General features: G+C 67.2%; 23 protein-coding genes and 1 tRNA gene. 19 read left to right on the top strand and 5 right to left on the bottom strand.

Annotated elements, in window-relative coordinates:
• Positions 1-6 precede the first annotated feature (6 nt).
• From frr to rpmE, 9 genes are all read left to right on the top strand, one after another.
• A complete protein-coding gene (frr, locus tag D620_RS0112620) occupies positions 7-564 on the top strand; it encodes a ribosome recycling factor (protein WP_017666180.1) in 558 nt (185 codons plus the stop codon).
• A 61-nt stretch (positions 565-625) separates the two neighbouring features.
• Positions 626-1267, top strand: a complete 642-nt coding sequence (uppS, locus tag D620_RS0112625; RefSeq protein WP_017666181.1) for a polyprenyl diphosphate synthase — start codon at positions 626-628, stop codon at positions 1265-1267.
• Positions 1254-2021 carry a phosphatidate cytidylyltransferase gene (locus D620_RS0112630; protein WP_017666182.1) on the top strand — a complete coding sequence of 256 codons (768 nt, stop codon included), beginning with the start codon at positions 1254-1256 and terminating at the stop codon, positions 2019-2021. Before uppS ends, D620_RS0112630 begins: the two co-directional genes overlap by 14 nt.
• Positions 2018-3184: a 1-deoxy-D-xylulose-5-phosphate reductoisomerase gene (gene dxr / locus D620_RS0112635; protein ID WP_017666183.1), complete on the top strand. Its 1167-nt coding sequence runs from the start codon at positions 2018-2020 to the stop codon at positions 3182-3184. The genes D620_RS0112630 and dxr overlap by 4 nt, the downstream gene beginning before the upstream one ends.
• Positions 3185-3200: 16 nt before the next feature.
• Complete coding sequence (gene rseP / locus D620_RS0112640) at positions 3201-4298, top strand: RIP metalloprotease RseP (protein ID WP_017666184.1); 1098 nt, start codon at positions 3201-3203, stop codon at positions 4296-4298.
• Between the two features lie 208 nt (positions 4299-4506).
• Complete coding sequence (gene bamA / locus D620_RS0112645) at positions 4507-7230, top strand: outer membrane protein assembly factor BamA (RefSeq protein WP_017666185.1); 2724 nt, start codon at positions 4507-4509, stop codon at positions 7228-7230.
• Complete coding sequence (locus D620_RS0112650; protein ID WP_017666186.1) at positions 7230-7919, top strand: OmpH family outer membrane protein; 690 nt, start codon at positions 7230-7232, stop codon at positions 7917-7919. Before bamA ends, D620_RS0112650 begins: the two co-directional genes overlap by 1 nt.
• Complete coding sequence (gene fabZ / locus D620_RS0112655) at positions 7919-8392, top strand: 3-hydroxyacyl-ACP dehydratase FabZ (RefSeq protein WP_017666187.1); 474 nt, start codon at positions 7919-7921, stop codon at positions 8390-8392. Before D620_RS0112650 ends, fabZ begins: the two co-directional genes overlap by 1 nt.
• A 558-nt stretch (positions 8393-8950) precedes the next feature.
• A complete protein-coding gene (gene rpmE / locus D620_RS0112660; protein WP_017666188.1) occupies positions 8951-9178 on the top strand; it encodes a 50S ribosomal protein L31 in 228 nt (75 codons plus the stop codon).
• A 154-nt stretch (positions 9179-9332) separates the two neighbouring features.
• Here rpmE and D620_RS0112665 read toward each other — a convergent pair whose 3' ends face one another.
• A complete protein-coding gene (locus D620_RS0112665; RefSeq protein WP_017666189.1) occupies positions 9333-9980 on the bottom strand; it encodes a prolyl hydroxylase family protein in 648 nt (215 codons plus the stop codon).
• A gap of 233 nt (positions 9981-10213) precedes the next feature.
• Between D620_RS0112665 and D620_RS0112670 the strand changes: the two genes are divergently transcribed.
• From D620_RS0112670 to D620_RS0112715, 10 genes are all read left to right on the top strand, one after another.
• Positions 10214-10290, top strand: a tRNA-His gene (locus D620_RS0112670).
• A 72-nt stretch (positions 10291-10362) separates the two neighbouring features.
• Positions 10363-11430 carry a Leu/Phe/Val dehydrogenase gene (locus D620_RS0112675; RefSeq protein ID WP_017666190.1) on the top strand — a complete coding sequence of 356 codons (1068 nt, stop codon included), beginning with the start codon at positions 10363-10365 and terminating at the stop codon, positions 11428-11430.
• A gap of 101 nt (positions 11431-11531) precedes the next feature.
• Positions 11532-12284, top strand: coding sequence for a heme ABC transporter permease CcmC (gene ccmC / locus D620_RS0112680; protein ID WP_017666191.1), 753 nt, complete (start codon positions 11532-11534; stop codon positions 12282-12284).
• Positions 12284-12424, top strand: a complete 141-nt coding sequence (ccmD, locus tag D620_RS16095) for a heme exporter protein CcmD (protein WP_017666192.1) — start codon at positions 12284-12286, stop codon at positions 12422-12424. Before ccmC ends, ccmD begins: the two co-directional genes overlap by 1 nt.
• A gap of 9 nt (positions 12425-12433) precedes the next feature.
• A complete protein-coding gene (ccmE, locus tag D620_RS0112690) occupies positions 12434-12895 on the top strand; it encodes a cytochrome c maturation protein CcmE (protein ID WP_017666193.1) in 462 nt (153 codons plus the stop codon).
• Between the two features lie 28 nt (positions 12896-12923).
• Complete coding sequence (locus D620_RS0112695; protein ID WP_017666194.1) at positions 12924-14909, top strand: heme lyase CcmF/NrfE family subunit; 1986 nt, start codon at positions 12924-12926, stop codon at positions 14907-14909.
• 3 nt (positions 14910-14912) lie between these two features.
• Positions 14913-15437: a DsbE family thiol:disulfide interchange protein gene (locus D620_RS0112700; RefSeq protein WP_017666195.1), complete on the top strand. Its 525-nt coding sequence runs from the start codon at positions 14913-14915 to the stop codon at positions 15435-15437.
• The gene (locus D620_RS0112705; protein WP_017666196.1) at positions 15434-15871 is read left to right on the top strand and encodes a cytochrome c-type biogenesis protein; all 438 of its coding nucleotides are present in this window, start codon (positions 15434-15436) and stop codon (positions 15869-15871) included. The genes D620_RS0112700 and D620_RS0112705 overlap by 4 nt, the downstream gene beginning before the upstream one ends.
• The gene (locus D620_RS0112710; RefSeq protein WP_017666197.1) at positions 15868-16515 is read left to right on the top strand and encodes a tetratricopeptide repeat protein; all 648 of its coding nucleotides are present in this window, start codon (positions 15868-15870) and stop codon (positions 16513-16515) included. The genes D620_RS0112705 and D620_RS0112710 overlap by 4 nt, the downstream gene beginning before the upstream one ends.
• Positions 16516-16662: 147 nt before the next feature.
• Complete coding sequence (locus D620_RS0112715) at positions 16663-18609, top strand: potassium transporter Kup (RefSeq protein ID WP_017666198.1); 1947 nt, start codon at positions 16663-16665, stop codon at positions 18607-18609.
• Here D620_RS0112715 and D620_RS0112720 read toward each other — a convergent pair.
• From D620_RS0112720 to dapF, 4 genes are read right to left on the bottom strand one after another with little or no spacing between them, the layout of a single operon-like run.
• Positions 18606-19259, bottom strand: a complete 654-nt coding sequence (locus D620_RS0112720; RefSeq protein ID WP_017666199.1) for an inner membrane-spanning protein YciB — start codon at positions 19257-19259, stop codon at positions 18606-18608. The two genes, D620_RS0112715 and D620_RS0112720, sit on opposite strands and share 4 nt — an antisense overlap.
• Positions 19259-20185: a signal recognition particle-docking protein FtsY gene (gene ftsY / locus D620_RS0112725; protein ID WP_017666200.1), complete on the bottom strand. Its 927-nt coding sequence runs from the start codon at positions 20183-20185 to the stop codon at positions 19259-19261. Before ftsY ends, D620_RS0112720 begins: the two co-directional genes overlap by 1 nt.
• Positions 20182-21357, bottom strand: coding sequence for a MiaB/RimO family radical SAM methylthiotransferase (locus tag D620_RS0112730; RefSeq protein ID WP_026092197.1), 1176 nt, complete (start codon positions 21355-21357; stop codon positions 20182-20184). Before D620_RS0112730 ends, ftsY begins: the two co-directional genes overlap by 4 nt.
• Positions 21354-22142, bottom strand: coding sequence for a diaminopimelate epimerase (gene dapF, locus D620_RS0112735; RefSeq protein ID WP_033376850.1), 789 nt, complete (start codon positions 22140-22142; stop codon positions 21354-21356). Before dapF ends, D620_RS0112730 begins: the two co-directional genes overlap by 4 nt.
• Position 22143 lies beyond the last annotated feature (1 nt).

Here is a 22143-nt window from a genome sequence, read left to right on the forward strand (position 1 = left end):
CAAGCCATGCCGCAATTTGACAAGGCCGATGTCGAGCGCCGGATGAAGGGCGCGGTGGAATCGCTCAAGAGCGATCTTCAGGGCCTGCGCACCGGCCGCGCCAACACCACCCTGCTCGATCCGGTGCAGGTCGAGGTCTACGGCTCGATGATGCCCTTGCAGCAGGTCGCGACCGTCTCGGCGCCTGAGCCGCGGATGCTGAGCGTGCAGGTGTGGGACAAGTCGAACCTCCACGCGGTGGAGAAGGCGATTGCCTATGCCAATCTCGGTTTGAACCCGATCATCGACGGTCAGACCCTGCGCCTGCCGATCCCCGACCTCACGCAGGAGCGCCGCAAGGAGCTCGCCAAGCTCGCCGGGCAATATGCCGAGAAGGCCAAGATCGCGATCCGCAACGTGCGCCGTGACGCGATGGAAAGCCTCAAGGCCGACGAGAAGAAGAAGGAAATCTCCGAGGACGATCGCAAGCGTTCCGAGGACCAGGTCCAGAAGCTGACCGACCAATACGTCAAGGAGACCGACGAGGCGGCGGCCAAGAAGGAACAGGAAATCCTCACGCAGTAAGGCGTTCTGGATTATGGGGAGTGGCTTGGACCAATCGCGCGCCAGACATGTCGCCATCATCATGGATGGCAATGGCCGCTGGGCGAAGAAGCGGGGCCTGCCGCGCGCGGTCGGTCACCAGCGCGGGGTCGAGGCGGTGCGGCGGCTGGTGCGCGCGCTGGAGCCGACGGGGCTCGAGTGCCTGACGCTCTACGCCTTCTCCTCCGAGAACTGGAAGCGATCGGAAGACGAGGTCGATGACCTCATGAACCTGATGCGCCGGTTCATCAAATCGGACCTGCCCGAATTTGTCGCCAACAACGTGAAACTGAAGATCATCGGTGACTGGCAGAGCCTGGCGCCCGATATCGTCGCAATGCTGGAAGACGCACTGGCGCAGACAGCGAACGGCAAGCAGACGCTCGCCGTGGCGCTCAACTATGGCGGCCAGCACGAAATCGCCCGCGCGGCGGCCAAGGCGGCGGCGGCGGGCGAGATCAGCATCGAGACCATCGCCGCTCATCTCGACACCCATGATCTGCCGCCGCTCGACCTGCTGATCCGCACCAGCGGGGAAATCCGCCTGTCGAATTTCCTGTTGTGGCAAGCAGCCTATGCGGAGATGCTGTTCGTCGATACGCTGTGGCCCGATTTCGAGCCTGCCCACCTGGTGCAGGCGCTCAACGATTTTGCGCGGAGGGAGCGGCGCTATGGCGGAAGGTGATGCAACGCGGGTGAGGGATACGCGCGCGGGCGTGACCGATCTGCCGGTGCGCTTGGCGAGCGCCATCGTCATGCTGGTGCTGGCGGGCGGGGCGCTGTGGTTGGGGACCTGGTTCTGGACCGGTTTTGTGGTTCTGCTGGCGTGCGGCGTCATCTGGGAATGGAACAGGCTGATCGAACGCTTCGGGATGTCGGGCGCGGGCGAGACGCTGTGGTTCTTTGCCGGCGTTCTCTACGTGGGCGGGGCGGCCATTGCCATGGTCGTGGTGCGGGCGGGGCTTACCGACTTCATTCCCGATACGCCCTATATCGGCAATCCGCCGCTGGTCGTTCTGCTGCGTTACATGCTGCCGGTCATAGCCGTGGATGTGGGTGCCTATTTCGCCGGTAGAGCCTTTGGCGGACCGAAGATCGCGCCCCGGATCAGCCCGGCCAAGACATGGTCGGGGTTTTTCGGCGGGGCCTTGACCGCTGCCTTGCTGGGGATCGCGCTTCACCTGCTCGATTACGGCACGGCCGACTTCGTGATCGGAGCGGCGATGGCGCTGGTGAGCGGGCTGCTGATCGCCTTCATTGCGCAGGCGGGAGACTTCTTCGAAAGCTGGATGAAGCGGCGCGCCGGCGTGAAGGATTCCGGTGCGCTCATTCCCGGGCACGGCGGTCTGTTCGACCGGCTGGACGGGTTCATCGCGGTATTCTTCGTGCTGTTCCTGATGGAGCAGGCGCGCATCGTGTTGCTGATGTTCGCAGCATGAAACGCAGCCTCACCCTGCTCGGTGCGACCGGATCGATTGGCGCTTCGACGCTCGATCTGGTGCGGCGCAACCGCGATGACTGGCAGGTCGAGGCGCTGACCGCGCATTGCTCGGCGGCCGAGCTGGCGGCGCTGGCGGTGGAATTCGGCGCGAGCCTCGCCGTGGTGGGCGACGAGAGCTGCCTTCCCGAACTGCGCGCCGCACTGGGCGATAGCGGGATCGAAGCGGCAGGCGGGCGGCAGGCGCTGGTCGAGGCGGCGGCGCGGCCTGCCGACATGACCGTCGCGGCGATCGTCGGCTGCGCAGGGCTCGCCCCGGTAATGGCGGCGGTGGAGCGGGGCGGCACCATCGCACTCGCCAACAAGGAAGTGCTGGTTTCGGCGGGCGAGGTGCTGATGGAGGCGGTGGCGCGGCATGGCGCGACGCTGCTGCCCACCGACAGCGAGCACAATGCGATCTTCCAGTGCCTTGCTGCAAACCGCATCGAGGATGTCGCGAGGATCACCCTCACCGCGAGCGGCGGGCCCCTCCGCACCTGGTCGCAGGCGCAGCTTGACGCGGCCACTCCCGCAGAGGCGGTCGCCCACCCCAACTGGTCGATGGGCGCCAAGATCAGCGTGGATTCGGCGACGATGATGAACAAGGGGCTCGAATACATCGAAGCCTATCATCTGTTCCCGGTCGGGCTCGACAAGCTCGGCATCGTCGTCCACCCGCAGAGCGTGATCCACTCGATGGTCGAATTCCGCGACCGCTCGACGCTGGCGCAGCTCGGCCCTTCGGACATGCGCGTGCCGATCGCCTCGTGCCTCGCTTGGCCGCAGCGGATGGAAACGCCGCTCAGCCCCCTCGATCTGGCGGCCATCGGCGCGCTTACCTTCTTCGCGCCCGATGAAGAGCGCTTCCCCGCCACCCGCCTTGCGCGCGAGGCGATCAGGGCAGGGGGATCGGCGCCTGCGATCCTCAATGCGGCAAACGAAGTCGCGGTCGCCGCCTTCCTCGCCGGTCACTTGCGGTTCACCCGCATTGCCGCATTGGTCGAGGAGACCCTGATGCGCAGCAACGACGCCCCGCGCCCTGCGAGCCTTGCCGAAGTGCTCGCTGTCGATCGATCCGCCCGCTTGCAGGCGCAAGCCCTGCTGGAGACCCAAGCCCTTGTTTGAGAGCCCTCCCTTCTGGATGTATGTGCTCGGCTTCCTGCTCGTGCTGGGGCCGCTGGTCACACTGCACGAGCTTGGCCATTATCTCGTCGGCCGCTGGTTCGGCGTCGAGGCCGAGGCGTTCTCGGTCGGCTTCGGCAAGGAGATCGCGGGCTTCACCGACAAGCGCGGCACGCGCTGGAAGCTCTCGGCCCTGCCCTTGGGCGGATATGTCCAGTTCCGGGGCGACATGAACCCCGCCAGCATCCCCGATCCCCACGCGCCGGTGGAGGAGGGCAGTTTCCAGGCCGCCGCCCTGTGGAAACGCGCGCTGATCGTTGCGGCGGGCCCGGTGACGAACCTGCTGCTTGCGATTGCCATCTTCGCGGCGTTCTTTGCCATCATCGGCAAGCCGGTGATCGTCGGCGAGGTGGATTCGCGCACCATCGGGGCGTTCGACCAGAGCAGCGTCGCCGAGGCGGCGGGGATGGAACTGGGCGATGTGATCATCGCCATCGACGGCCAGACGATCCGCGATTTCACCGACCTCAAGACCCGCGTTGCGCTCCATCCCGGCAAGCGCATGGTCTTCACCGTCCGCCGCGGCGCGCAGGACATCGACCTGCCGCTCACCACTGCCCGCGCCGAGGAGCGCGACAAGTTCGGCAATGTCAGCACTCTCGGCCGGATCGGGGTCAAGCCTGCCGATGCGCGCTACGCGATTGAAAAGGTGGGCCTGCCGGAAGCGGTCCGGCTCGGTGCCCAGCAGAGCTGGGATCTCACCGTGATGATGGTCACCGGCATCCGCCAGATCATTACCGGAGAGCGTTCGGTGAAGGAACTGGGCGGACCGTTCAAGATCGCCAAGTATTCGGGCGAGCAGCTCAGCCTTGGTGCGGCGGCCTTCATCCACTTTGCCGCGCTCATTTCGCTTAATTTGGCATTCATCAACTTCTTGCCAATCCCCGCGCTCGATGGCGGGCACCTGATGTTCTACGCGGCCGAGGCGATCCGCCGCAAACCCGTAGGGCCGCAGGCGACCGAATGGGCCTATCGCACCGGGATTGTGCTGGTGCTGACGCTGATGGCGGTGGTGACGGTGAACGACATTATCACGCTCCCCATCTTCGGCAGCTGAGCGCTTTGGGGGCGCGCGTCGTGGATAGGCAGGGCGGCCGCTCGCACGCGGCTTGATTGCGGAAGGGACATGGGGCACAGGCGTGCCCGGGGCAGGAGGATGCGCGAGGGGCGTGCGTGAGGAATCTGGCAGGTTGGGCCGCGGGCATGGTCGCACGGTCCGCAAGCGTCCACAGGGTTGAGAACGGGATTTAAGCTGCATGAACCGAATGAGCGAGACGGGCCTGGTGCCGGTCAACTGCACTCCCGCTGGCCCGCGCGCGCCGCTGCGGCTGGCGAGCCTGCTCGCCTGCGGCTCGATCCTCGCCGGCGTGCCTTCGCTGGCTGACGCCCAGACCCAGCCCGCACCTACCCAGCCTGCGCCCGCCCAGTCCGCGCCTGCGCAGCCTGCGCCTGCACCGCGTGCCAACACGATCCGCACCATCGCGGTGGTCGGCGCCGAACGGCTCGAGCCGAACACCATTCTGTCCTACGTGCGTCTGCGGGTCGGCCAGGAATATACCGCCGCTGCCGCCGACGAGGCGATCAAGGATCTCGGCGCGACCGAGCTTTTCGCCAATTCCTCGATCCGCAACGAGGGCGGCAACGTCATCATCACCGTGACCGAGAACCCGGTGATCAACCGCATCGTGCTGGAAGGCAACAAGCGGCTCAAGAACGACAAGATCACCCCCGAGATCAAGCTCGCGCCGCGCCAGATCTTCACCCGCTCCAAGGTCCGCGCCGACGTTGCGCGCATCATCGAGCTCTACAAGCGTCAGGGGCGCTTTGCCGCCAAGGTCGAGCCCAAGCTCGTCCAGCTGCCGCAGAACCGCGTCGATATCGTCTTCGAGATCACCGAGGGTCCCAAGTCCAAGGTCCGCCAGATCAACATCCTGGGCAACGAGAAGTTCTCGGATGGCGAGCTGCGCGGCGAGATGGTGACCAAGCAGTCGCGGCTCACCAGCTTCTTCAGCTCGAACACCAGCTATGACCCCGACCGCCTCGCCTTCGACCAGCAGAAGCTGCGGCAGTTCTACCTGACCGAAGGCTATGCCGACTTCCGCGTCGTCTCCGCGGTCGCCGAGCTGACCCCCGACCAGCGCGACTTCATCATCACCTATGTGGTCGAGGAAGGCGAGCGCTACAATTTCGGCGAGGTCAAGGTCGATAGCCAGCTGCGCGATTTCGACAGCGACGTAATGAGCACGCAGCTGCCGATGAAGGAAGGCGATTTCTACAACGCCAAGACGGTCGAGGACACGGTCGAGCAGCTCACCGAGCTGGCGGGTCGTTACGGCTATGCCTTCGCCGACGTCCAGCCGCGCTTCCGCCGCGATCCCGAAGGGCGCAAGATGAACGTCACGTTCACGCTGCGCGAGGCGCCGCGTGTCTATGTCGAGCGGGTCGACATCAACGGCAACACGCTCACCCAGGACAAGGTGATCCGCCGCGAGTTTCGCCTCGCCGAGGGCGACGCCTTCAACAGCCTCGCGGTGCAGCGCACCAATGCGCGGGTCAACTCGCTCGCCTATTTCCAGGAAAACTTCGAGGTCAAGCAGGTCGAGGGCAGCGCCCCTGACCGCATCATTCTTGAAGCCAACGTCGAAGAGAAGCCGACCGGCGAATTGCAGTTTTCGGCGGGCTTTTCTTCGATCGAGCAGTTCATCCTTGCAGGCTCCATCCGCCAGCGCAACTTCCGCGGGCGCGGCCAGACCATCGGCCTCAGCATCAACTACTCGCAGTTCTCGCGCTCGGCGCAGGTGAGCTTCTCCGATCCCTACATCTTCGATCGCAACATCTCCGGCGGGATCGACATCTACCGGCGCGATTTCAACAGCTTCAACTTCACCGGCAATGATCGCAACACGACCTTCCAGCAGGCCACCACAGGCTTTTCGCTGCGCGCGGGCGTGCCGCTGACCGAGTACATGGCGCTGATCGGCAGCTACACGCTCAACTACGACGACGTGTCGCTCGACGAGAGCCTGTTCTTCTCCGATCTCGACGGCAACGGCACGACCGAGTGCGATCCGCTGCGCGCCGGGCGCTTCTTGTGCGATTCGATCGGCAAGCGGCTGTCCTCGATCGTCGGGGTGAGCCTCAACTACAACTCGCTCAACTCTCGCATCCGTCCCTCGCGCGGCAAGACGATCACGCTGTCGGGCGAGTTCGCCGGGCTTGGCGGCGATGTGCGCTATGTCCGCTTCCGCGGCCGGGCGCAGCAGTTCTGGAACGTCGGCAATTCGGGCTTCATCTTTTCGGTCCTTGCCGAAGGGGGCACGATCATCCCGCTCCAGGAGCGCGCCGGCGCGGGGGTCGACGACGTATTGCTGACCGACCGCTTCTTCCTCGGCGAGCCGCAGTTCCGCGGCTTTGCGATCCGCGGCGTGGGCCCGCGCATCCTCACCCAGCAGTCGATCCTCAACAATGTCGGCCAGCCGGTGCTCGATGCCAATGGCAATCCGACCTACGTGACCGAGCACAACCAGGTGCGCGACGACGCGATCGGCGGCCGCAACTACTATCTCGGCCGCGCCGAGCTCGAGATCCCGCTGGGCTCGGGCGCGCGCGAGCTCGGGCTCAGGCCCTCGATCTGGGCCGACATCGGCGCATTGTGGGCGGTCGAGACCCCGGTGCTCACCGTCAATCCTTCGGGCAACCAGCAGCGCAACGCCGACGGCCAGCTGCTCTACCAGGTGCTCGCCACCGGCGATCTCACCACGCTTGCCGTCCAGCCCGACGGGACCGTCAACCGCCGCGTGCTCGTCGCCGGCACCAACATCCGCGAACTGTTCCTCGGCAACTCCGCCAGCCCGCGCATCACCGCCGGGATCGGGGTCAACTGGAACTCGCCCTTCGGACCTTTCCGCATCGACGTCTCCCAGACCATCCGCAAGGTCGAAGGGGATGACGAGCGGCGCTTCACCTTCAACGTAGGAACCCAATTCTGATGACACGTCTTGCCAAGCTCATTGCGCCTGCCGGCCTGATCCTCGCCGCGGCTGCCGCGCTGCCTGCCCAGGCCCAGGTCCAGGGCAATATCGCCACGGTCGACATTCCGCGCACCATCATCGGCACCACCGCCTTCCAGACCGCCTACGAGCAGGTCAACACCACCTACGCGACCCAGAACGAGCTGCGCCGCACCAAGGCGCAGGAGCGCCAGGCGCTGCTCGCCAAGTTCGACAAGAACGGCGACAAGCAGGTCGACGATGCCGAGCAGCAGGCGATGCAGAAGTCGCCCGACTTCCCCAAGCTCCAGACGCTCGAGCAGGAGATCCAGGCGCTCAACAACCAGATCGACGGCGCGCGGGTGTTCGCGGTCGAGCAGATCATCGTCCAGTACCCCTCGGCGTTGCAGGACGTGACCACCAAGGACCAGATCAAGTTCGTGATCGATCCGGGCTCGCTGCTGTTCGCGCCGCCGGAAGCGGACATCTCCGCCAAGGTCACCGCCGCGCTCAACGTCCGCGTGCCGGCGGTCGGCGTGGTGCCGCCCTCGGGCTGGCAGCCGAGCCGCGAAGGCGTCCAGATCTACCAGGAGGTTCAGCAGCGCCTGATCCAGGCAACGATCGCCCAGCAGCAGCAGCAGGCCGCCGCCGCGCAGCAGGGCAACCCGGCCGCACCCGCAGGCCGCTGATGAGCGAGACGGGTAGCGCGGCGGCAGAGCCGTTCGATTACGACATCGTCAAGATCCTCAAGGCCTTGCCGCATCGCTACCCGCTGCTGCTGGTCGACCGCGTCAAGGCCATACAGCTGGGCGAACGCATCCACGCGGTCAAGGCCGTGAGCATGAACGAGCAGTTCTTCCAGGGCCACTTCCCGGGCGCGCCGATCATGCCCGGCGTGCTCCAGATCGAGGCGCTCGCGCAGGCCGCGGGGATCCTCGGGATCGAGACGATGGAGCTTGCCGGCACCGGCAAGCTGGTCATCTTCATGGGCATCGAGAACGCCAAGTTCCGCGCGCCCGTGACGCCCGGCTGCCTGCTTGACCTCCATGTCGAGTTCACCCAGAAGCGCAGCAGGGTCTACAAGTTCAAGGGCCTCGCCAGTGTCGAGGGCAAGACCACCTGCGAGGTCGAGTTCACCGCGATGATGACCGATAAGGTCTGAGTTGCGGGGGGCGCGTGCGCTTGCGGCTGCTGCGCAGCCCAAGCCTTGCATGGCGACGGGTCTCGAGGCCTCACGGACCCCTCCGACATCGCTGCGCGATGCCACCCTTCCATCCCTTCGGGACGGGGAGGGACGGGAGCCAGCGCCGCTGTAGGAGACACATGAGACACTGTCCTGGGGCCGAAATCCTCTCGATCAATGCCGAGGATTCGATCGCTTCACTCGATCAGAGGGGCAGGGCGCAATCACGGGGTCAAAGAGCAAGGTTCGATCCTATGCCTCGCCTCCCGTGTAGGAAAGCGCATTCTCGCATCGCGGCGGTTGCATGTCCCCGCCGGCATCGCGATCGGTCGCGCAGCGACCGCAAGGCCGACTGGCCGCCCGCAGCGACGTGGCCGTCAGGCCACGTGAGCGAGGATTTCGCACGCCGGATGGCGTGCGCAACACACAGGCTTCGCAGGCGGGCTTGCCTTTCAAGGCAAACCCGACTACGCGCCCCGCTTACCGTTTCATAGCACCGCCGGTCGGAACCGGCGCACGCTGACAAGGAATTGCATCATGAAGGCCGAAGGGCACCCCGATTACCACATGATCACGGTCAAGATGACCGATGGCACCGAATTCCAGACCCGCTCGACCTGGGGCAAGGAAGGCGATGTGCTCGCGCTCGATATCGATCCGCTGAGCCACCCTGCCTGGACCGGCGGCAAGCAGCACGTTGCCGAAGGTGGCCGCGTGGCGCAGTTCAACAAGCGTTTCGGCGGGCTCAGCCTCAAGAACAAGTGACGCCGCGGCCGCTGCGGGTATCGCAGCGGCATTCCCGCGCCGGCGGGGATCCGGTTTCAAAGCTGCGCGGGCTCCGGCCCGCAACGAGGGAGGCGGGCCGACGGGTCCGCCTGCTTCGTTTTCAGGCCCCTTCGTTGGCGCGCCACGCGCCGCCTCACCCCTGCCAGGGCTCTTCGCGGTACCACTTGGTGATGACGTATTTGACGCCCTTCCTCACCTTCATCCCGTGGTGAAGCGTCGCCGGATTGACCTCGCCCCCCGGGTGGCGGTTGTTCCAGCACAGCAATTTGCCCGCCTCGGGCTGGAAGGTCTTGTCGAGCAGTTTGAAGCGCGTCGCGCCGCCCGCGGCGACATCGTTGAGATAGACCATGAAGGTCCACGTCCGGTTGCCTGACAGCGCGCAGTATCGGGCATAGTCGCGCCGGCCGGGGGTGAAGTAATCGGTGTGCGGCTTGAACTCCTGACCTTCGGCATAGCGCTGGCCCTGGAGCGGCTCGCCGAACACAGGATCGATCCCCGACAGCTGCGTCAGCAGCGCCTCGATCTGCTGCACCGCCGGCTCGCTTGATGCCAGGTCGCAGGTCTCGCTGGTGCGGAAATAGGCATCGCCATTGTCGTCGGCGATGGTCGAGGGGCGGCGATCCTTGTCGATCAGCGCGATCAGCGCGCCAGCCAGCGCGTCGGAGACGAATCGCCGGTGCTGGAACACTGCCGCCTTCGGGCTCGGCACGCGCTGCATGGCGGGATTGGCGGCGAGGCGACCGGCGACAGCGGCGCCCTGGGAATCGCTTGGGGCAGTCATGGCGGGCCGGACCATACTTGCCCGCGGTTGCGAGGCAATGATTTTGGATGGTTGAAACAATCTTGCGCGAGCGGCTGGCCTGCGCAGTTTTCGCTTCCCTTGGAACAGGCTTTGTGCAAGAGGCGCGCCTCCCTTGCCGCCGCACTTGACGGTGCGGCCGCCATGCGTCAACCGGCCTGCCTCGCGCGGGCTTGGCAGCGACCGAAATGGTGGTATGCGGGCAGGGGCGTGTGGCGATCATAGCTCAGCTGGTTAGAGCGCCGGTTTGTGGTACCGGAGGTCGTGGGTTCGAGCCCCATTGGTCGCCCCATTTTCCCCCTGTCGTCCGAAGCCGCGCAATGCAGCAGGTCCGCGCCGCACCGGCCGGGCAGGGGAGATAGGCATGACCGCATTCTGGGCCGAGCCCGATTTCGACGCGCACGAGAGCGTGACGCTGGTCCACGACCGGGCGAGCGGGCTGACGGCGATCATTGCGGTCCATTCGACCCATCTCGGCCCCGCGGCGGGCGGCACGCGCTTCTGGCACTATGCCGATCCGGCCGGCGCGATGCGCGATTGCCTGCGCCTGTCGCGCGGGATGAGCTACAAGAACGCCATGGCAGGGCTCCCGATGGGCGGCGGCAAGGCGGTGATCCTGGCAGACAGCGCCCGCACCAAGACCCCGGCAATGCTCGCCGCCTTCGGCGATGCTGTCGAAGCGCTCGGCGGGCGTTATGTGACGGCCGAGGATGTCGGCATCTGCGAGGCCGACATGGTCGCGGTGTCCAAGCGCACCGCGCATGTCTCGGGGCTGCCGGTCGAGGGCGATGGTTCTGCGGGCGGCGACCCCGGGCCGTTCACCGCCTACGGCATCTATCTCGGCATCAAGGCGGCGGTCGCGCATCAGCTTGGCAAGGATAGCGTTGCGGGCGTGCATGTCGCCTTGCAGGGCACCGGCAGCGTCGGCGGCGGGGTGGCGCGGCTGCTGGCACGCGACGGCGCGCGGCTGACGCTCGCCGACATCAACGCCGAACGCGCCTCCGCGCTCGCGGCCGAACTGGGCGGCGTCGCGGTTGCTGCCGATGCGATCATGGCGACGCCCTGCGACGTGTTCAGCCCCAACGCGCTGGGCGCGATCCTCGACGATGCCGGGATCGCGATGCTGGATTGCGCGATTGTCGCAGGGGGGGCGAACAACCAGCTCGCGCAGGCACAACACGGCGCGGCGCTGGCGGCGCGCGGCATCCTTTATGCGCCCGATTATGTCATCAATGCAGGCGGCATCATCTCGGTTGCGACCGAATATCTCGCCCGCGCGCAAGGGCGCAGCGGCGATGTCGCCGAGGTCAACGCGCTGGTCGCGCAGATCCCCGGGCGGCTCGCGGCGATCTGGGCGGAAAGCGCGAGCAGCGGCCTCACCGCCGATGCCGTCGCCGACCGGATGGCCCAGAAGCTGATCGGGCGCGGCTGAGGGCCCCGCCCGGGGGCGGCAGGAACAATCTGCGCGGCCCGCGATTTGCGCTCTTGTCGGGAACGGGTGTAAGGCTACAAGCGCCCCGACAGCGAAAACCCATGCACATCTACGCGAACCCCACCAGATTTCTCGCCCTTGCGAAGTGGCTGATGCCGCTCCTGTTCTGGGGCGGGCTGGTGCTGTCGCTGGGCGCTGTGGGGTGGGGCCTGTTCATGGTCCCGCCCGACCGGCTGATGGGCGACACCGTGCGCATCATGTTCGTCCACGTGCCCGCCGCCTGGCTCGGCATGGGGGGCTGGGCGGGAATCGCGATTTCCTCTGCCATGCTGCTGATCTGGAAGCACCCGCTCGCCGCCATCGCGGCGCGGGCGATCGCGGTGCCGGGGATGGTGTTCTGCGCGGTGTGTCTTGCGACCGGCTCGATCTGGGGCCGGCCGACGTGGGGCACATGGTGGGAATGGGACGGGCGGCTGACCAGCATGCTGGTGCTGCTGTTCCTTTATGCCGGCTACATCGCGCTGACCGAGGCGGCCAGCCGCGAAGGCTCTTCGGACAGGATCGCCGCGATCTTCGGGATGGTCGGCGCGGTCAATGTGCCGATCATCAACCGCTCCGTGGTGTGGTGGAACTCGCTCCACCAGCCGCCGAGCATCACTGCCGGCAAGAGCGCGATCGAGGCGACCTTCCTGGTGCCGCTGCTGGTGGCGGTGGTGGGCTTCTCGCTGCTGTTCGGGGCGATCGTGCTGATGCGGATGCGCGCGCTGATCGCCGAGGCGCAGGTCGAGGCGCGCCTGCGCCGCCGCGCGCTCGATGACGACGCGCCGGCGGCCGCGATGGCGGAGCAGGCGTGATGCGCGAGGCGCTCGACCAGTGGTTTTTCGTGTGGCTCGCTTACGGCGTGTCGGCGGTTGCACTCATCGCACTTGTGTTCTGGGCGCGGCGCGCGATGGTGCGGGCCGAGACGCGCCGCGATGCCACCCGGCGGCGCTGAGAGGGACATATGAAGGCCAAGCACCAGCGTCTGGTTCTCGTGATCATCGCGCTGCTCGCGATTGTCGGCGCGGGGCTGATGGCGGCGTGGAGCTTGCGCAACCAGGCGAACTATTTCTACCTGCCCGAACAGATGGCCAAGGCGCCGCCCGAAGTCGGGCAGGCGGTCAGGCTCGGCGGGATGGTGCAGAAGGGCTCGCTGGTCACCGAAGCGGACGGGGTGACGGTCAACTTCAAGGTCACCGGCAATTCGGCCGATGCCATCCCGGTGCGCTACAGCGGCATCCTGCCCGATCTGTTCGTCGAAGGCTCGGGCGTCGTTGCCGAGGGCAGCCTTGGCGAGGACGGCGTGTTCAAGGCGACCAACCTGCTCGCCAAGCATGACGAGAATTACGTGCCCAAGGAGCTGGAAGGCATGGGCACGGATGACGCCGCCAAGATGGCCGCCGACACCACGGTCGGGCTGAAGTAGCAAGGGTGATGCGGGAGAGGGGCCAGCGATGATTGCCGAGATCGGTCTTGCCGCCCTGTGGCTTGCCGCCGCGCTTGCGGTGCTCCAGCTGGTCTCGGGCGCGCTCACCTTGCGTGCCGGCCCCGGCCAGACCAATCCGCTCGCCATCTATGCGCGGCCCGCCGCGGTGGTGCAGGCCTTTCTCGCGGTGCTCGCCTTCCTGCTGCTGCTGCGCGCCTTTGCGGTCACCGACCTCTCCTTGAAGCTGGTGGCGACCAATTCGCACTCAATGAAGCCCTTCATCTACAAGCTGACCGGGACCTGGGGGAACCACGAGGGCTCGATGCTGCTGTGGGTCGGCGTGCTGGCGGCCTCGGGCGGGATGCTCGCCGCCTTCGAGCGCCGCCTGCCGGAACGCACCATGGCCGCAACGCTGGCCGTTCAGGGCTTCGTGGCGCTGGGCTTCTATGCCTTCCTGCTGCTGTCCTCCAATCCCTTCGAGCGTCTGGCCGTCCCCGCTGCCGAGGGCAATGGCCTCAACCCGCTGCTCCAGGACATCGGCCTCGCGATCCATCCGCCGACGCTTTACGCGGGCTATGTCGGCCTGTCGGTCGCCTTCAGCCTTGCGATGGGCGCGCTGCTGACCCGCGAGGTCAACCCCGCCTTCGCGCGCGTGATGCGCCCCTGGGTGCTGGGCGCGTGGGTGCTGCTGACGCTCGGGATCACGGCGGGCTCCTACTGGGCCTATTACGAGCTGGGCTGGGGCGGCTGGTGGTTCTGGGACCCGGTCGAGAACGCCTCGCTGATGCCGTGGCTCGCCGCGACCGCGCTGATGCATTCGGTCAGCGTGCTCGCCGCGCGCGATGCCTTGCGCACGTGGACGATCATGCTCGGCGTGCTCGCCTTCTCGATGTCGATGCTCGGCACCTTCCTGGTGCGTTCGGGCGTGCTCACCAGCGTCCACGCCTTTGCCGTCGATCCCGAGCGCGGCGCCTTCATCCTCGGCCTGCTCGGCCTCTATATCGGCGGGGCCCTCACGATCTTCGCCCTGCGCGCAGGCGCGGTGGCCGAGGGCAAGCGGTTCGCCGCCGCCAGCCGCGAAGGTGCGCTGGTGTTCAACAATGTCATGCTGTCGGCGATCCTCGCGATCGTGCTGCTCGGCACGCTCTACCCGCTGCTGACCGAAGCCTTCGATGTCCGGGTCTCGGTCGGCCCGCCCTATTTCAATCCGGCGGGCGCGATCTTCGCGGTTCCGATGCTGCTCGTCATGGCGGTCGGGCCGCTGCTGCGCTGGAAAAGCGACAAGCCGGCGCGCATCCAGTTCGAACTGGCGCTGATCGCGGCGCTGGTGATCGGGGTGATCGCGCTCGTCAGCTTCTTCGGCCAGTTCCCGCTTCTGCCGCTGCTCGGCCTCGGGCTGGCCGCGGCGCTCGGCGTGGCCGCGTTCCTGCCGCTGCGGGGTCGCACGCTCGCGCGCGTGCCGGTCGCCACCTGGGGCATGGTCATCGCCCATTTCGGCATCGCGGTCTCGCTGTTCGGCATGGCCTGCGAGGGCGCCTTCTCCGAGGAGCGCCTTGCCGCGGTCGCCCCGGGCGGGACCGAGCAGATCGGCGATTTCGCGGTGACGCTCGAGGCTGTGACGCCCATCGCGGGCCCCAACTGGACCGCGATGGAAGCGCGCCTCGCGGTGCGCCAGAACGGCGGGGAGCCGGTGATCCTGACCCCGCAGGCGCGCAGTTTCTGGTCGCCCCCGCAATCGACCTCGGAAAGCGCGCTGCTGACCAAGTGGAACGGCCAGCTCTATGCCGTGATCGGCAACCAGGCCGAAGACGGGCGCTGGCAGGTGCGCGTCTGGTGGAAGCCGTTTGTGACCTTCATCTGGTATGGCGGCCTGTTGATCGGGCTGGGCGGTATCCTCTCCATCGTCGGGCGGATGCGGGTCGACTTGAAGCGCCGAGCGGCGAGCACCATGGGCGCGCAGCGCCGCGCCGATGTCGAAGCGTTGGGGGCGGCTGCACCCCAGCCGGCGGAGTAGGCGATGCGCAAGCTCACCTTGTGGCTCCCGCTCGCGCTGTTCGCCTTCTTCGCGGGGCTCGCGGCCTATATGCTCACGCAGGAGAAGGACCAGTTCGTCGAGAGCACGATGATCGGCCAGCCGCTCCCCGCCTTCGCGCTCGATCCCGCGTTTGACGGCCTGCCCGGCGCTTCCAGAGCCGATTTCACCGGCAGGCCCAAGCTCCTCAACATCTGGGCGAGCTGGTGCCTGCCCTGCATCGCCGAGGCCCCGCAACTGGAAGCGCTGCAAAAGCAGGGCGTCGAGATCATCGGCATCGCGATCCGCGACAAGCCGGCAGATGTCGCGGGCTTCCTCGCCAGATACGGCAACCCCTATGCCCGCATCGGCAGCGACAGGATTTCCGAGGTGCAACTGGCGATCGGATCGTCCGGCGTGCCCGAGACCTTCGTGATCGATGGCAAGGGCGTGATCCGCTACCAGCATATCGGCGATATCGGCGCCGAGGATGTGCCGACCTTGCTTGCCGAACTGGAGAAGGCGCAATGATCCGCTGGTTGTTTGCCGTGCTGCTGACGGTGCTCGCCCTGCCGCTCGCTGCACAGGATTCGATGCCGCCTGCGCCCTATGCCTATAACCAGCTCGCCGATCCCAGGCTGGAGGCAGAGGCCTCTGCGCTGATGCACACCTTGCGCTGCCTCAAGTGTCAGTCGCAGTCGATCGCCGACAGCGACGCGCCGATGGCGGGCGATATGCGCCATCAGGTCCGCGCGCGTATCCTCGCAGGCGAAAGCCCCGAGGCGATCCGCCGCTGGCTGATCGCGCGTTATGGCGACTATGTCAGCTACGAGCCCGAGGTGAGCAGCACCACCTGGCCGCTTTTCGCGGTTCCCTTGCTGGTGATCCTGATCGTTGCCGGTGTGCTGCTGCGGCGGCTCGGCAAGCGGCGCTCGGACGGCGATGATGCGGGGGCGGCGGCATGATCCAGACATGGTTTGCCGTGGCCGCGCTGGCGCTGGCGGCTTTCGCGCTGGCGGTGCTGGTGATGAAACTCCCGCGCGAGGGGCTTGCGCTGTTCGGCGCGGTGCTGGTGTTCGGCCTTGCGGGCTATGCCTGGCAGGGCTCTCCGCAAGTCCCCTCCGCGCCCAAGCCGCCGACCGCGCAGCTTGGCGATCAGGGCGAGGAAATGGTCGAGGGCCGCGCGGCACTGTTCGATCAGGGCCGCCGCCCGCCTGATTACCTCGTCACCTCCGATGCCTTCGCGCGCCAAGGCCGCTTCGGCGATGCCGCCGGGCTGCTCCAGAAGGGGCTGAAGGACAATCCGAACGACCTTGAAGGCTGGCTCGCACTGGGCCTTGCGCTGGTGGGCCATGCCGATGGCTTTGTGACGCCTGCCGCGGTGCAGGCCTTTGCGCGCGCCGATGCGATCAACCCGCAGCATCCGGGCGCGGCCTATTTCCTCGGCAATGCCTATCTCCAGAGCGGCGAGGTGGTGGCTGCGCGCAATGTCTGGAAAGGCCTGCTCGACCGCTCGCCCCCCGATGCGCCGTGGCGCGAGGGGCTGGCGGCCGACGTCGCGCGGCTTGACGACATGATCGCCCGCGCGCCGATGCTACAGGGGCAATAAGCCCACTGGCGCTGATGTCCGCCGCGTGTCACACGACAGGGCCATATTGCGGCTGCGAACATGCGGTGCTAGGCGCGCCGCCCTACGGCGTGCGAGTCTGACGCGCCGACTGGGCAGTACCGGGGGGATACGGGAAATCCGATTACTATGAGCAGCACCGCAGCTTCCTCCGGCGATCACGCCGACGATACCGCCTCCGGCCACGGCCACAGCGGCTCCCCGCTCGCGCTGGCCGTGGGGGCGATCGGGGTCGTGTTTGGCGACATCGGCACCAGCCCGCTCTACGCTTTCCGCGAAACCTTTGCCTCGCACCACGGCGCGCCGGGCATATCGCCCGATGTCGATCACATCCACGGGGTGCTGAGCCTGGTGTTCTGGTCGATGATGATGGTGGTGACGATCAAGTACGCCTTCACCATCATGCGCGCCGATAATGGCGGCGAGGGCGGGAGCCTGGCGCTCCTCGCCCTGATCAAGCGCCGCGCGTCCAAGGCGGGGTGGACCGCGCCGCTGATCCTGCTCGGCGTGTTCGCCACCGCGCTGTTCTACGGCGACAGCATGATCACGCCGGCCATGTCGGTGCTTTCGGCGACCGAGGGGCTCCAGTACATCGTCCCCGGCTTCAAGCCCTGGATCGTGCCCACGGCGGTTGCGATCCTGTTCGGCCTGTTCGCGATCCAGTCGCGCGGGACCGAACGGGTGGGCAAGCTGTTCGGGCCGATCATGCTCACCTATTTCGCGATGCTGGCGGTGCTCGGGGTGATGCATCTCCAGGCCGATCCGGCGATCATCATCGAGACGATCAATCCGCTCAATGCCCTCAAATTCTTCGCCAAAGACGGGTTCATCGCCTTCGTCGCGCTGGGCAGCGTGGTGCTGGCGGTGACCGGGGCCGAGGCGCTCTATGCCGATATGGGCCATTTCGGCAGGAAGCCGATCGGCGTGTCGTGGCTGACCTTCGTCTACCCGGCGCTGATGCTCAACTACATGGGGCAGGGCGCGATGATCCTCTCGCAGTCCTCGCCCGCCGAGGCCGCCGCGCTGGTCAAGGATCCGTTCTTCCTGATGATCCCCGATCTGGTGCGCGTGCCGGTGATCATCCTTGCGCTGCTCGCCACGATCATTGCCAGCCAGGCGGTGATCTCGGGCGCGTTCAGTCTTACCCAGCAGGCCATCCAGCTCGGTTTCATCCCGCGCATGGAAATCCGCCACACCAGCGCGTCTGCCGCCGGGCAGATCTACATCCCGACGATCAACTGGGCGTTGATGATCATGGTGATCGTGCTGGTGCTGGCGTTCCAGTCATCCAGCAACCTTGCCGCAGCCTACGGGATCGCGGTGACCGGCGCGATGTTCATCGACACGCTGCTGCTTGCCGCGGTGCTGTTCTCGCTGTGGAAATGGCCCGCGTGGAAGGCCGTGCCGCTGGTCGCCGCCTTTCTGGTGTTCGACATCGCCTATTTCGGCGCCAACCTCATCAAGGTGCCGCAGGGCGGGTGGGTGCCGCTGATGATCGGCGGGGTGATCTTCACCCTGCTCACCACCTGGTCGCGCGGGCGCGAGCTGATGCGCGCGAGCATGGCCGACGGCTCGCTGCCGATCGAGATCTTCGCCAAAAGCGCGCACAATTCCTCGACCCGCGTGCCGGGGACAGCGGTGTTCATGGCCTCGACCAATTCGGGCGTGCCGAGCGCGCTGCTCCACAACATCAAGCACAACAAGGTGCTGCACGAACGCGTGCTGATCCTGACCGTGCAGGTGCGCGGCATGCCCTATGTCGAGGAGAGCGCGCGCTACGAATGCAAGAGCCTCGGCAACGGGTTCTACCGCGTGACGATCTACTGCGGCTTCCTCGAGGAGACCGACGTGCCCAAGCTGCTCGGCACGCTCGACCTGTGCGACGGCGCGTTCGACATGATGAACACCAGCTTCTTCCTGTCGCGCCAGACGTTGCTGCCCTCATCCAAGCCCGGCATGGCGATCTGGCGCGAAAAGCTGTTCGCGTGGATGCTGAGGAACGCGGCCAGCGCGATGGCCTTCTTCCGCCTGCCGACCAACCGGGTCGTGGAGCTGGGGAGCCAGGTCGAGATCTAGCCGCCGGTCGGCGGCTCGTCCTCGAGCGCGTCGTCCTTCGCATCCTCGAAGCTCAGCCCGTGCTTCATCAGCAGCGGGATCTGGCTGAAGGTGAAGAGGAAGGTCAGCGGCAGGAACACCCAGATCTTGGCCCACAGCCAGCCTGCAAAGTCCAGCTGCGCGCGCAAGCCCTCGTTGAGCACCGCGAGGACCAGGAAAAACACCCCCCAGTTGCGCGACAGCTTGAGCCAGCCCTCGTCGGACAGCCCCTCGAAGGCGGCCTCCAGCAGGATCCGCAGCAGCGCCTTGCCCATGGCGAACCCGCCGAGCAGCGCCACGCCGAAGCTGGCGTAGATGATCGTCGGCTTCAATTGCACGAAGGTCGGATCGCCGAAGACAATCGTCAGGCTGCCGAAGCCCACGATCAGAGCGGTCGAGAACCACAGCATCGGCGAGACCTTGCCCAGCCGCCACTTGGAGATTGCCAGCGCGGCGACCGCGGCGACCATGAAGGCAGCGGTGCCGGCGATGATCGCGGCAAGTTCGCTCACCGCATTGGGCTCGGCCGGCGAATTCCAGCGGTAGACGCCGAGGAACACCAGCAGCGGGCCGTAATCGACCGCGACATTGAGCCAGCTGGAAGCGGCCTTCCTGCCTTCGCCCTCGGCCATCACGCCACCCCCGCGATGACACGCGCGACGAGGTCGGGGTCGAAGGGGCGCAGGTCCTCCATCTTCTCGCCGACGCCGATGGCGTGGATGGGCAGGCCGTATTGCTCCGCCGCCGCGACCAGCACGCCGCCCCTTGCGGTGCCATCGAGCTTGGTCATGATGAGGCCGGTGACGCCTGCGACCTCCTTGAAGACGTCGATCTGCGACAATGCGTTCTGGCCGTTGGTCGCATCCAATACCAGCACCACATCGTGCGGCGCTTCGGGGTTGAGGCGGCCGAGGACGCGGCGGATTTTCGCCAGCTCCTCCATCAGCTCTTTCTTGTTCTGGAGGCGTCCGGCGGTGTCGACGATCAGCGCGTCGATCCCGGTGTCGGTGGCCTGTTTCACCGCATCGAACACGATCGCCGCCGGATCGCCGCCCTCGGGGCCCCGCACGAGGTCGACGCCGATGCGGCCCGCCCAGGTCGCCAGCTGGCCGATCGCCGCCGCCCGGAAGGTGTCGCCCGCCGCCAGCAGCACGCCGTAATCGTCCTCCTGGAAGAGGTGCGCGAGCTTGGCGATGGTGGTGGTCTTGCCTGAGCCGTTCACGCCGATCACCAGGATCACCTGCGGGCGCGGGAAGGCGGTGATTTCGAGCGGCTTTGCGACCGGGCGCAGGATCGCGGCGATTTCCTCGGCCACGGCTTCCTTCAGCTCGCGGGTGGTGATCTCCAGCCCGAAGCGCTTTTCGGCGAGCCGTGCGCGGATGCGGGCGGCGGCCGACGGGCCGAGGTCGGAGAGGATCAGCGCATCCTCGACCTCGTCCAGGGTCGCATCGTCGAGCCTGGCGGTGCCGCCGCTGGTGCCGGGCAGATTGGCGCTCAGCCGCTCGGAGGTCTTGGCAAAGCCCCCGAACAGGCGCTGGGTCCAGCTGGTTTCAGTCATTGCAGCAGGCCCTCCCTGAGGCCCGATGGGGTCACGTCGATGATCGTGCCTGCCGCCGTGCCGGGGGGCAGGGCGACGGGGGCGTAATTGGGGGCATAGCCGGTGCCGCCGCGCTCGGCGAGCACGGGGAGCGTTTCGCCCACAAGCCCGGCAAGCCACGCCGCGCGGCCGGTGGCGGCGCGGGTCCGCAATTCGGCAGCGCGGGCGCGCGCCACGTCGCGCGGGACCTGCGGCATGCGCGCGGCGGGGGTGCCGGGGCGGGGGGAGTAGGGGAAGATGTGGGCATGGACGATGCCGAGTTCGTCGATGATCGCAAGGCTTTGCGCATGTTGCGCATCGTCCTCGGTCGGGAAGCCGGCGATGAGGTCCGCACCGATCGCCATCTCGGGGCGCAGCGCCTTGAGACGGGCGACCAGGTCCAGCGCATCGGCCTTGAGGTGCCGCCGCTTCATGCGCTTCAATATCAGGTCCGCGCCGTGCTGGAGCGAGAGGTGCAGGTGCGGCATCATCCGCGCCTCGCCCGCCAGGAGATCGAACAGGAGCGGGTCGATCTCCACTCCGTCGACCGACGAGAGGCGCAAGCGCGGCAGGGCGGGGAAGGCGGCTAGGATCGCCTCGACCAGCACGCCGAGGCGCGGGGCATCCGGCAGGTCGTGGCCCCACGAGGTCAGGTCGACGCCGGTCAGCACCACCTCCCTGGCGCCCGCCGCCAGATGCACTTCGATTTCGCCGAGCACCTGCGCCACAGTCAGCGAACGGCTCGCGCCCCGGCCTTGCGGGATGATGCAGAAGGTGCAGGCATGGTCGCAGCCGTTCTGCACCGCGACGAAGGCACGGGTACGCGCGGGGGCGACGGGGGGCGCTTCCATCGGCACGTTCCACGCCCGCGGATCGAGCTTGGCGGCGTTGGCGACCAGCCCGTCCACTTCGGCCATCGCACCGATGGCGGCACGGTCGATCTCGGCCGCACAGCCTGTCACCACGAGCCGGGCGGCGGGGGCTTCGCGGCGCGCGCGGCGGATCGCCTGACGCGTCTGGCGCAGCGCCTCGGCGGTGACCGCACAGGAATTGACGACGACGAGATTGTCCTCGCCCGCCAGCATCGCGCGCATGGTCTCGCTTTCCGCGATGTTCATGCGGCAGCCGAGGCTGATGATGCGGGGTGCGCTCAAGAATAGTCGTCCCAGCGGAACGTGCCGCGGAAGGCTTCGGCGGCGGGCCCGCTCATCAGGATCGGGCCGCCCGGCTGCCACGCGATTGCGAGGTCGCCGCCGGGCAGGGTCACGCGCACCGGGCTGTTGACAAGGCCGCGGCGGATCGCGGCGACGGCAGTGGCGCAGGCCCCGGTGCCGCAGGCGCGGGTAAGGCCCGCGCCGCGCTCCCACACGCGCAAGGTGAGGTGGTCCGGCCCGGCAAGGCTCGCGACATTGACATTGACGCGCTCGGGGAAGAGCGGGTCGTGTTCGATGACCGGGCCGAGCCGATCCAGCGCCTCCGCCTCCGCATCCTCGACGAAGAAGATCACGTGCGGGTTTCCGACATTGACCGCCATCGGCCCCTCCAGCGTCTCCCACCCGACCGGCATCGCAAAGGTGTCCACCGGATAGGCGAGCGGGATCGCGTCCCAATCGAAGCGCGGCGCGCCCATGTCGACCCGCGCGCCGCCATCGAGCGGTTCCAATGCGATGGGGCCGCCGCCGGTCTCGACCACCGCCGGAGCGCCGTGGAGCAGTGCCACGGCGCGGCTGCCATTGCCGCAGGCACCGGCCTCGCTGCCGTCGGCGTTGAAGAAGCGCACGCGGAAATCGCGGGTGTCGCTCGGCTCGAGCAGGATCAGCTGGTCAAACCCGATCCCGGTCCGCCGGTCCCCGAGCGCGCGGGCGATCGCGGGCGTCATCGCGGGGATGGCGACCTCGCGCGCGTCGATCACCACGAAGTCGTTGCCGAGCCCGTGCATC

Origin of the sequence: Porphyrobacter sp. AAP82 (genome assembly GCF_000331285.1) — a bacterium.
In the GTDB taxonomy this organism is placed as follows: domain Bacteria; phylum Pseudomonadota; class Alphaproteobacteria; order Sphingomonadales; family Sphingomonadaceae; genus Erythrobacter.

Excerpts from the sequence above, each read along its gene's own strand:
- frr (WP_017666180.1), top strand. The coding sequence starts at position 7 with ATGCCGCAATTTGACAAGGCCGATGTCGAGCGCCGGATGAAGGGCGCG.
- uppS (WP_017666181.1), top strand. The coding sequence starts at position 626 with ATGGATGGCAATGGCCGCTGGGCGAAGAAGCGGGGCCTGCCGCGCGCG.
- D620_RS0112630 (WP_017666182.1), top strand. The coding sequence starts at position 1,254 with ATGGCGGAAGGTGATGCAACGCGGGTGAGGGATACGCGCGCGGGCGTG.
- dxr (WP_017666183.1), top strand. The coding sequence starts at position 2,018 with ATGAAACGCAGCCTCACCCTGCTCGGTGCGACCGGATCGATTGGCGCT.
- rseP (WP_017666184.1), top strand. The coding sequence starts at position 3,201 with ATGTATGTGCTCGGCTTCCTGCTCGTGCTGGGGCCGCTGGTCACACTG.
- bamA (WP_017666185.1), top strand. The coding sequence starts at position 4,507 with ATGAGCGAGACGGGCCTGGTGCCGGTCAACTGCACTCCCGCTGGCCCG.
- D620_RS0112650 (WP_017666186.1), top strand. The coding sequence starts at position 7,230 with ATGACACGTCTTGCCAAGCTCATTGCGCCTGCCGGCCTGATCCTCGCC.
- fabZ (WP_017666187.1), top strand. The coding sequence starts at position 7,919 with ATGAGCGAGACGGGTAGCGCGGCGGCAGAGCCGTTCGATTACGACATC.
- rpmE (WP_017666188.1), top strand. The coding sequence starts at position 8,951 with ATGAAGGCCGAAGGGCACCCCGATTACCACATGATCACGGTCAAGATG.
- D620_RS0112665 (WP_017666189.1), bottom strand. The coding sequence starts at position 9,980 with ATGACTGCCCCAAGCGATTCCCAGGGCGCCGCTGTCGCCGGTCGCCTC.
- D620_RS0112675 (WP_017666190.1), top strand. The coding sequence starts at position 10,363 with ATGACCGCATTCTGGGCCGAGCCCGATTTCGACGCGCACGAGAGCGTG.
- ccmC (WP_017666191.1), top strand. The coding sequence starts at position 11,532 with ATGCACATCTACGCGAACCCCACCAGATTTCTCGCCCTTGCGAAGTGG.
- ccmD (WP_017666192.1), top strand. The coding sequence starts at position 12,284 with ATGCGCGAGGCGCTCGACCAGTGGTTTTTCGTGTGGCTCGCTTACGGC.
- ccmE (WP_017666193.1), top strand. The coding sequence starts at position 12,434 with ATGAAGGCCAAGCACCAGCGTCTGGTTCTCGTGATCATCGCGCTGCTC.
- D620_RS0112695 (WP_017666194.1), top strand. The coding sequence starts at position 12,924 with ATGATTGCCGAGATCGGTCTTGCCGCCCTGTGGCTTGCCGCCGCGCTT.
- D620_RS0112700 (WP_017666195.1), top strand. The coding sequence starts at position 14,913 with ATGCGCAAGCTCACCTTGTGGCTCCCGCTCGCGCTGTTCGCCTTCTTC.
- D620_RS0112705 (WP_017666196.1), top strand. The coding sequence starts at position 15,434 with ATGATCCGCTGGTTGTTTGCCGTGCTGCTGACGGTGCTCGCCCTGCCG.
- D620_RS0112710 (WP_017666197.1), top strand. The coding sequence starts at position 15,868 with ATGATCCAGACATGGTTTGCCGTGGCCGCGCTGGCGCTGGCGGCTTTC.
- D620_RS0112715 (WP_017666198.1), top strand. The coding sequence starts at position 16,663 with ATGAGCAGCACCGCAGCTTCCTCCGGCGATCACGCCGACGATACCGCC.
- D620_RS0112720 (WP_017666199.1), bottom strand. The coding sequence starts at position 19,259 with ATGGCCGAGGGCGAAGGCAGGAAGGCCGCTTCCAGCTGGCTCAATGTC.
- ftsY (WP_017666200.1), bottom strand. The coding sequence starts at position 20,185 with ATGACTGAAACCAGCTGGACCCAGCGCCTGTTCGGGGGCTTTGCCAAG.
- dapF (WP_033376850.1), bottom strand. The coding sequence starts at position 22,142 with ATGCACGGGCTCGGCAACGACTTCGTGGTGATCGACGCGCGCGAGGTC.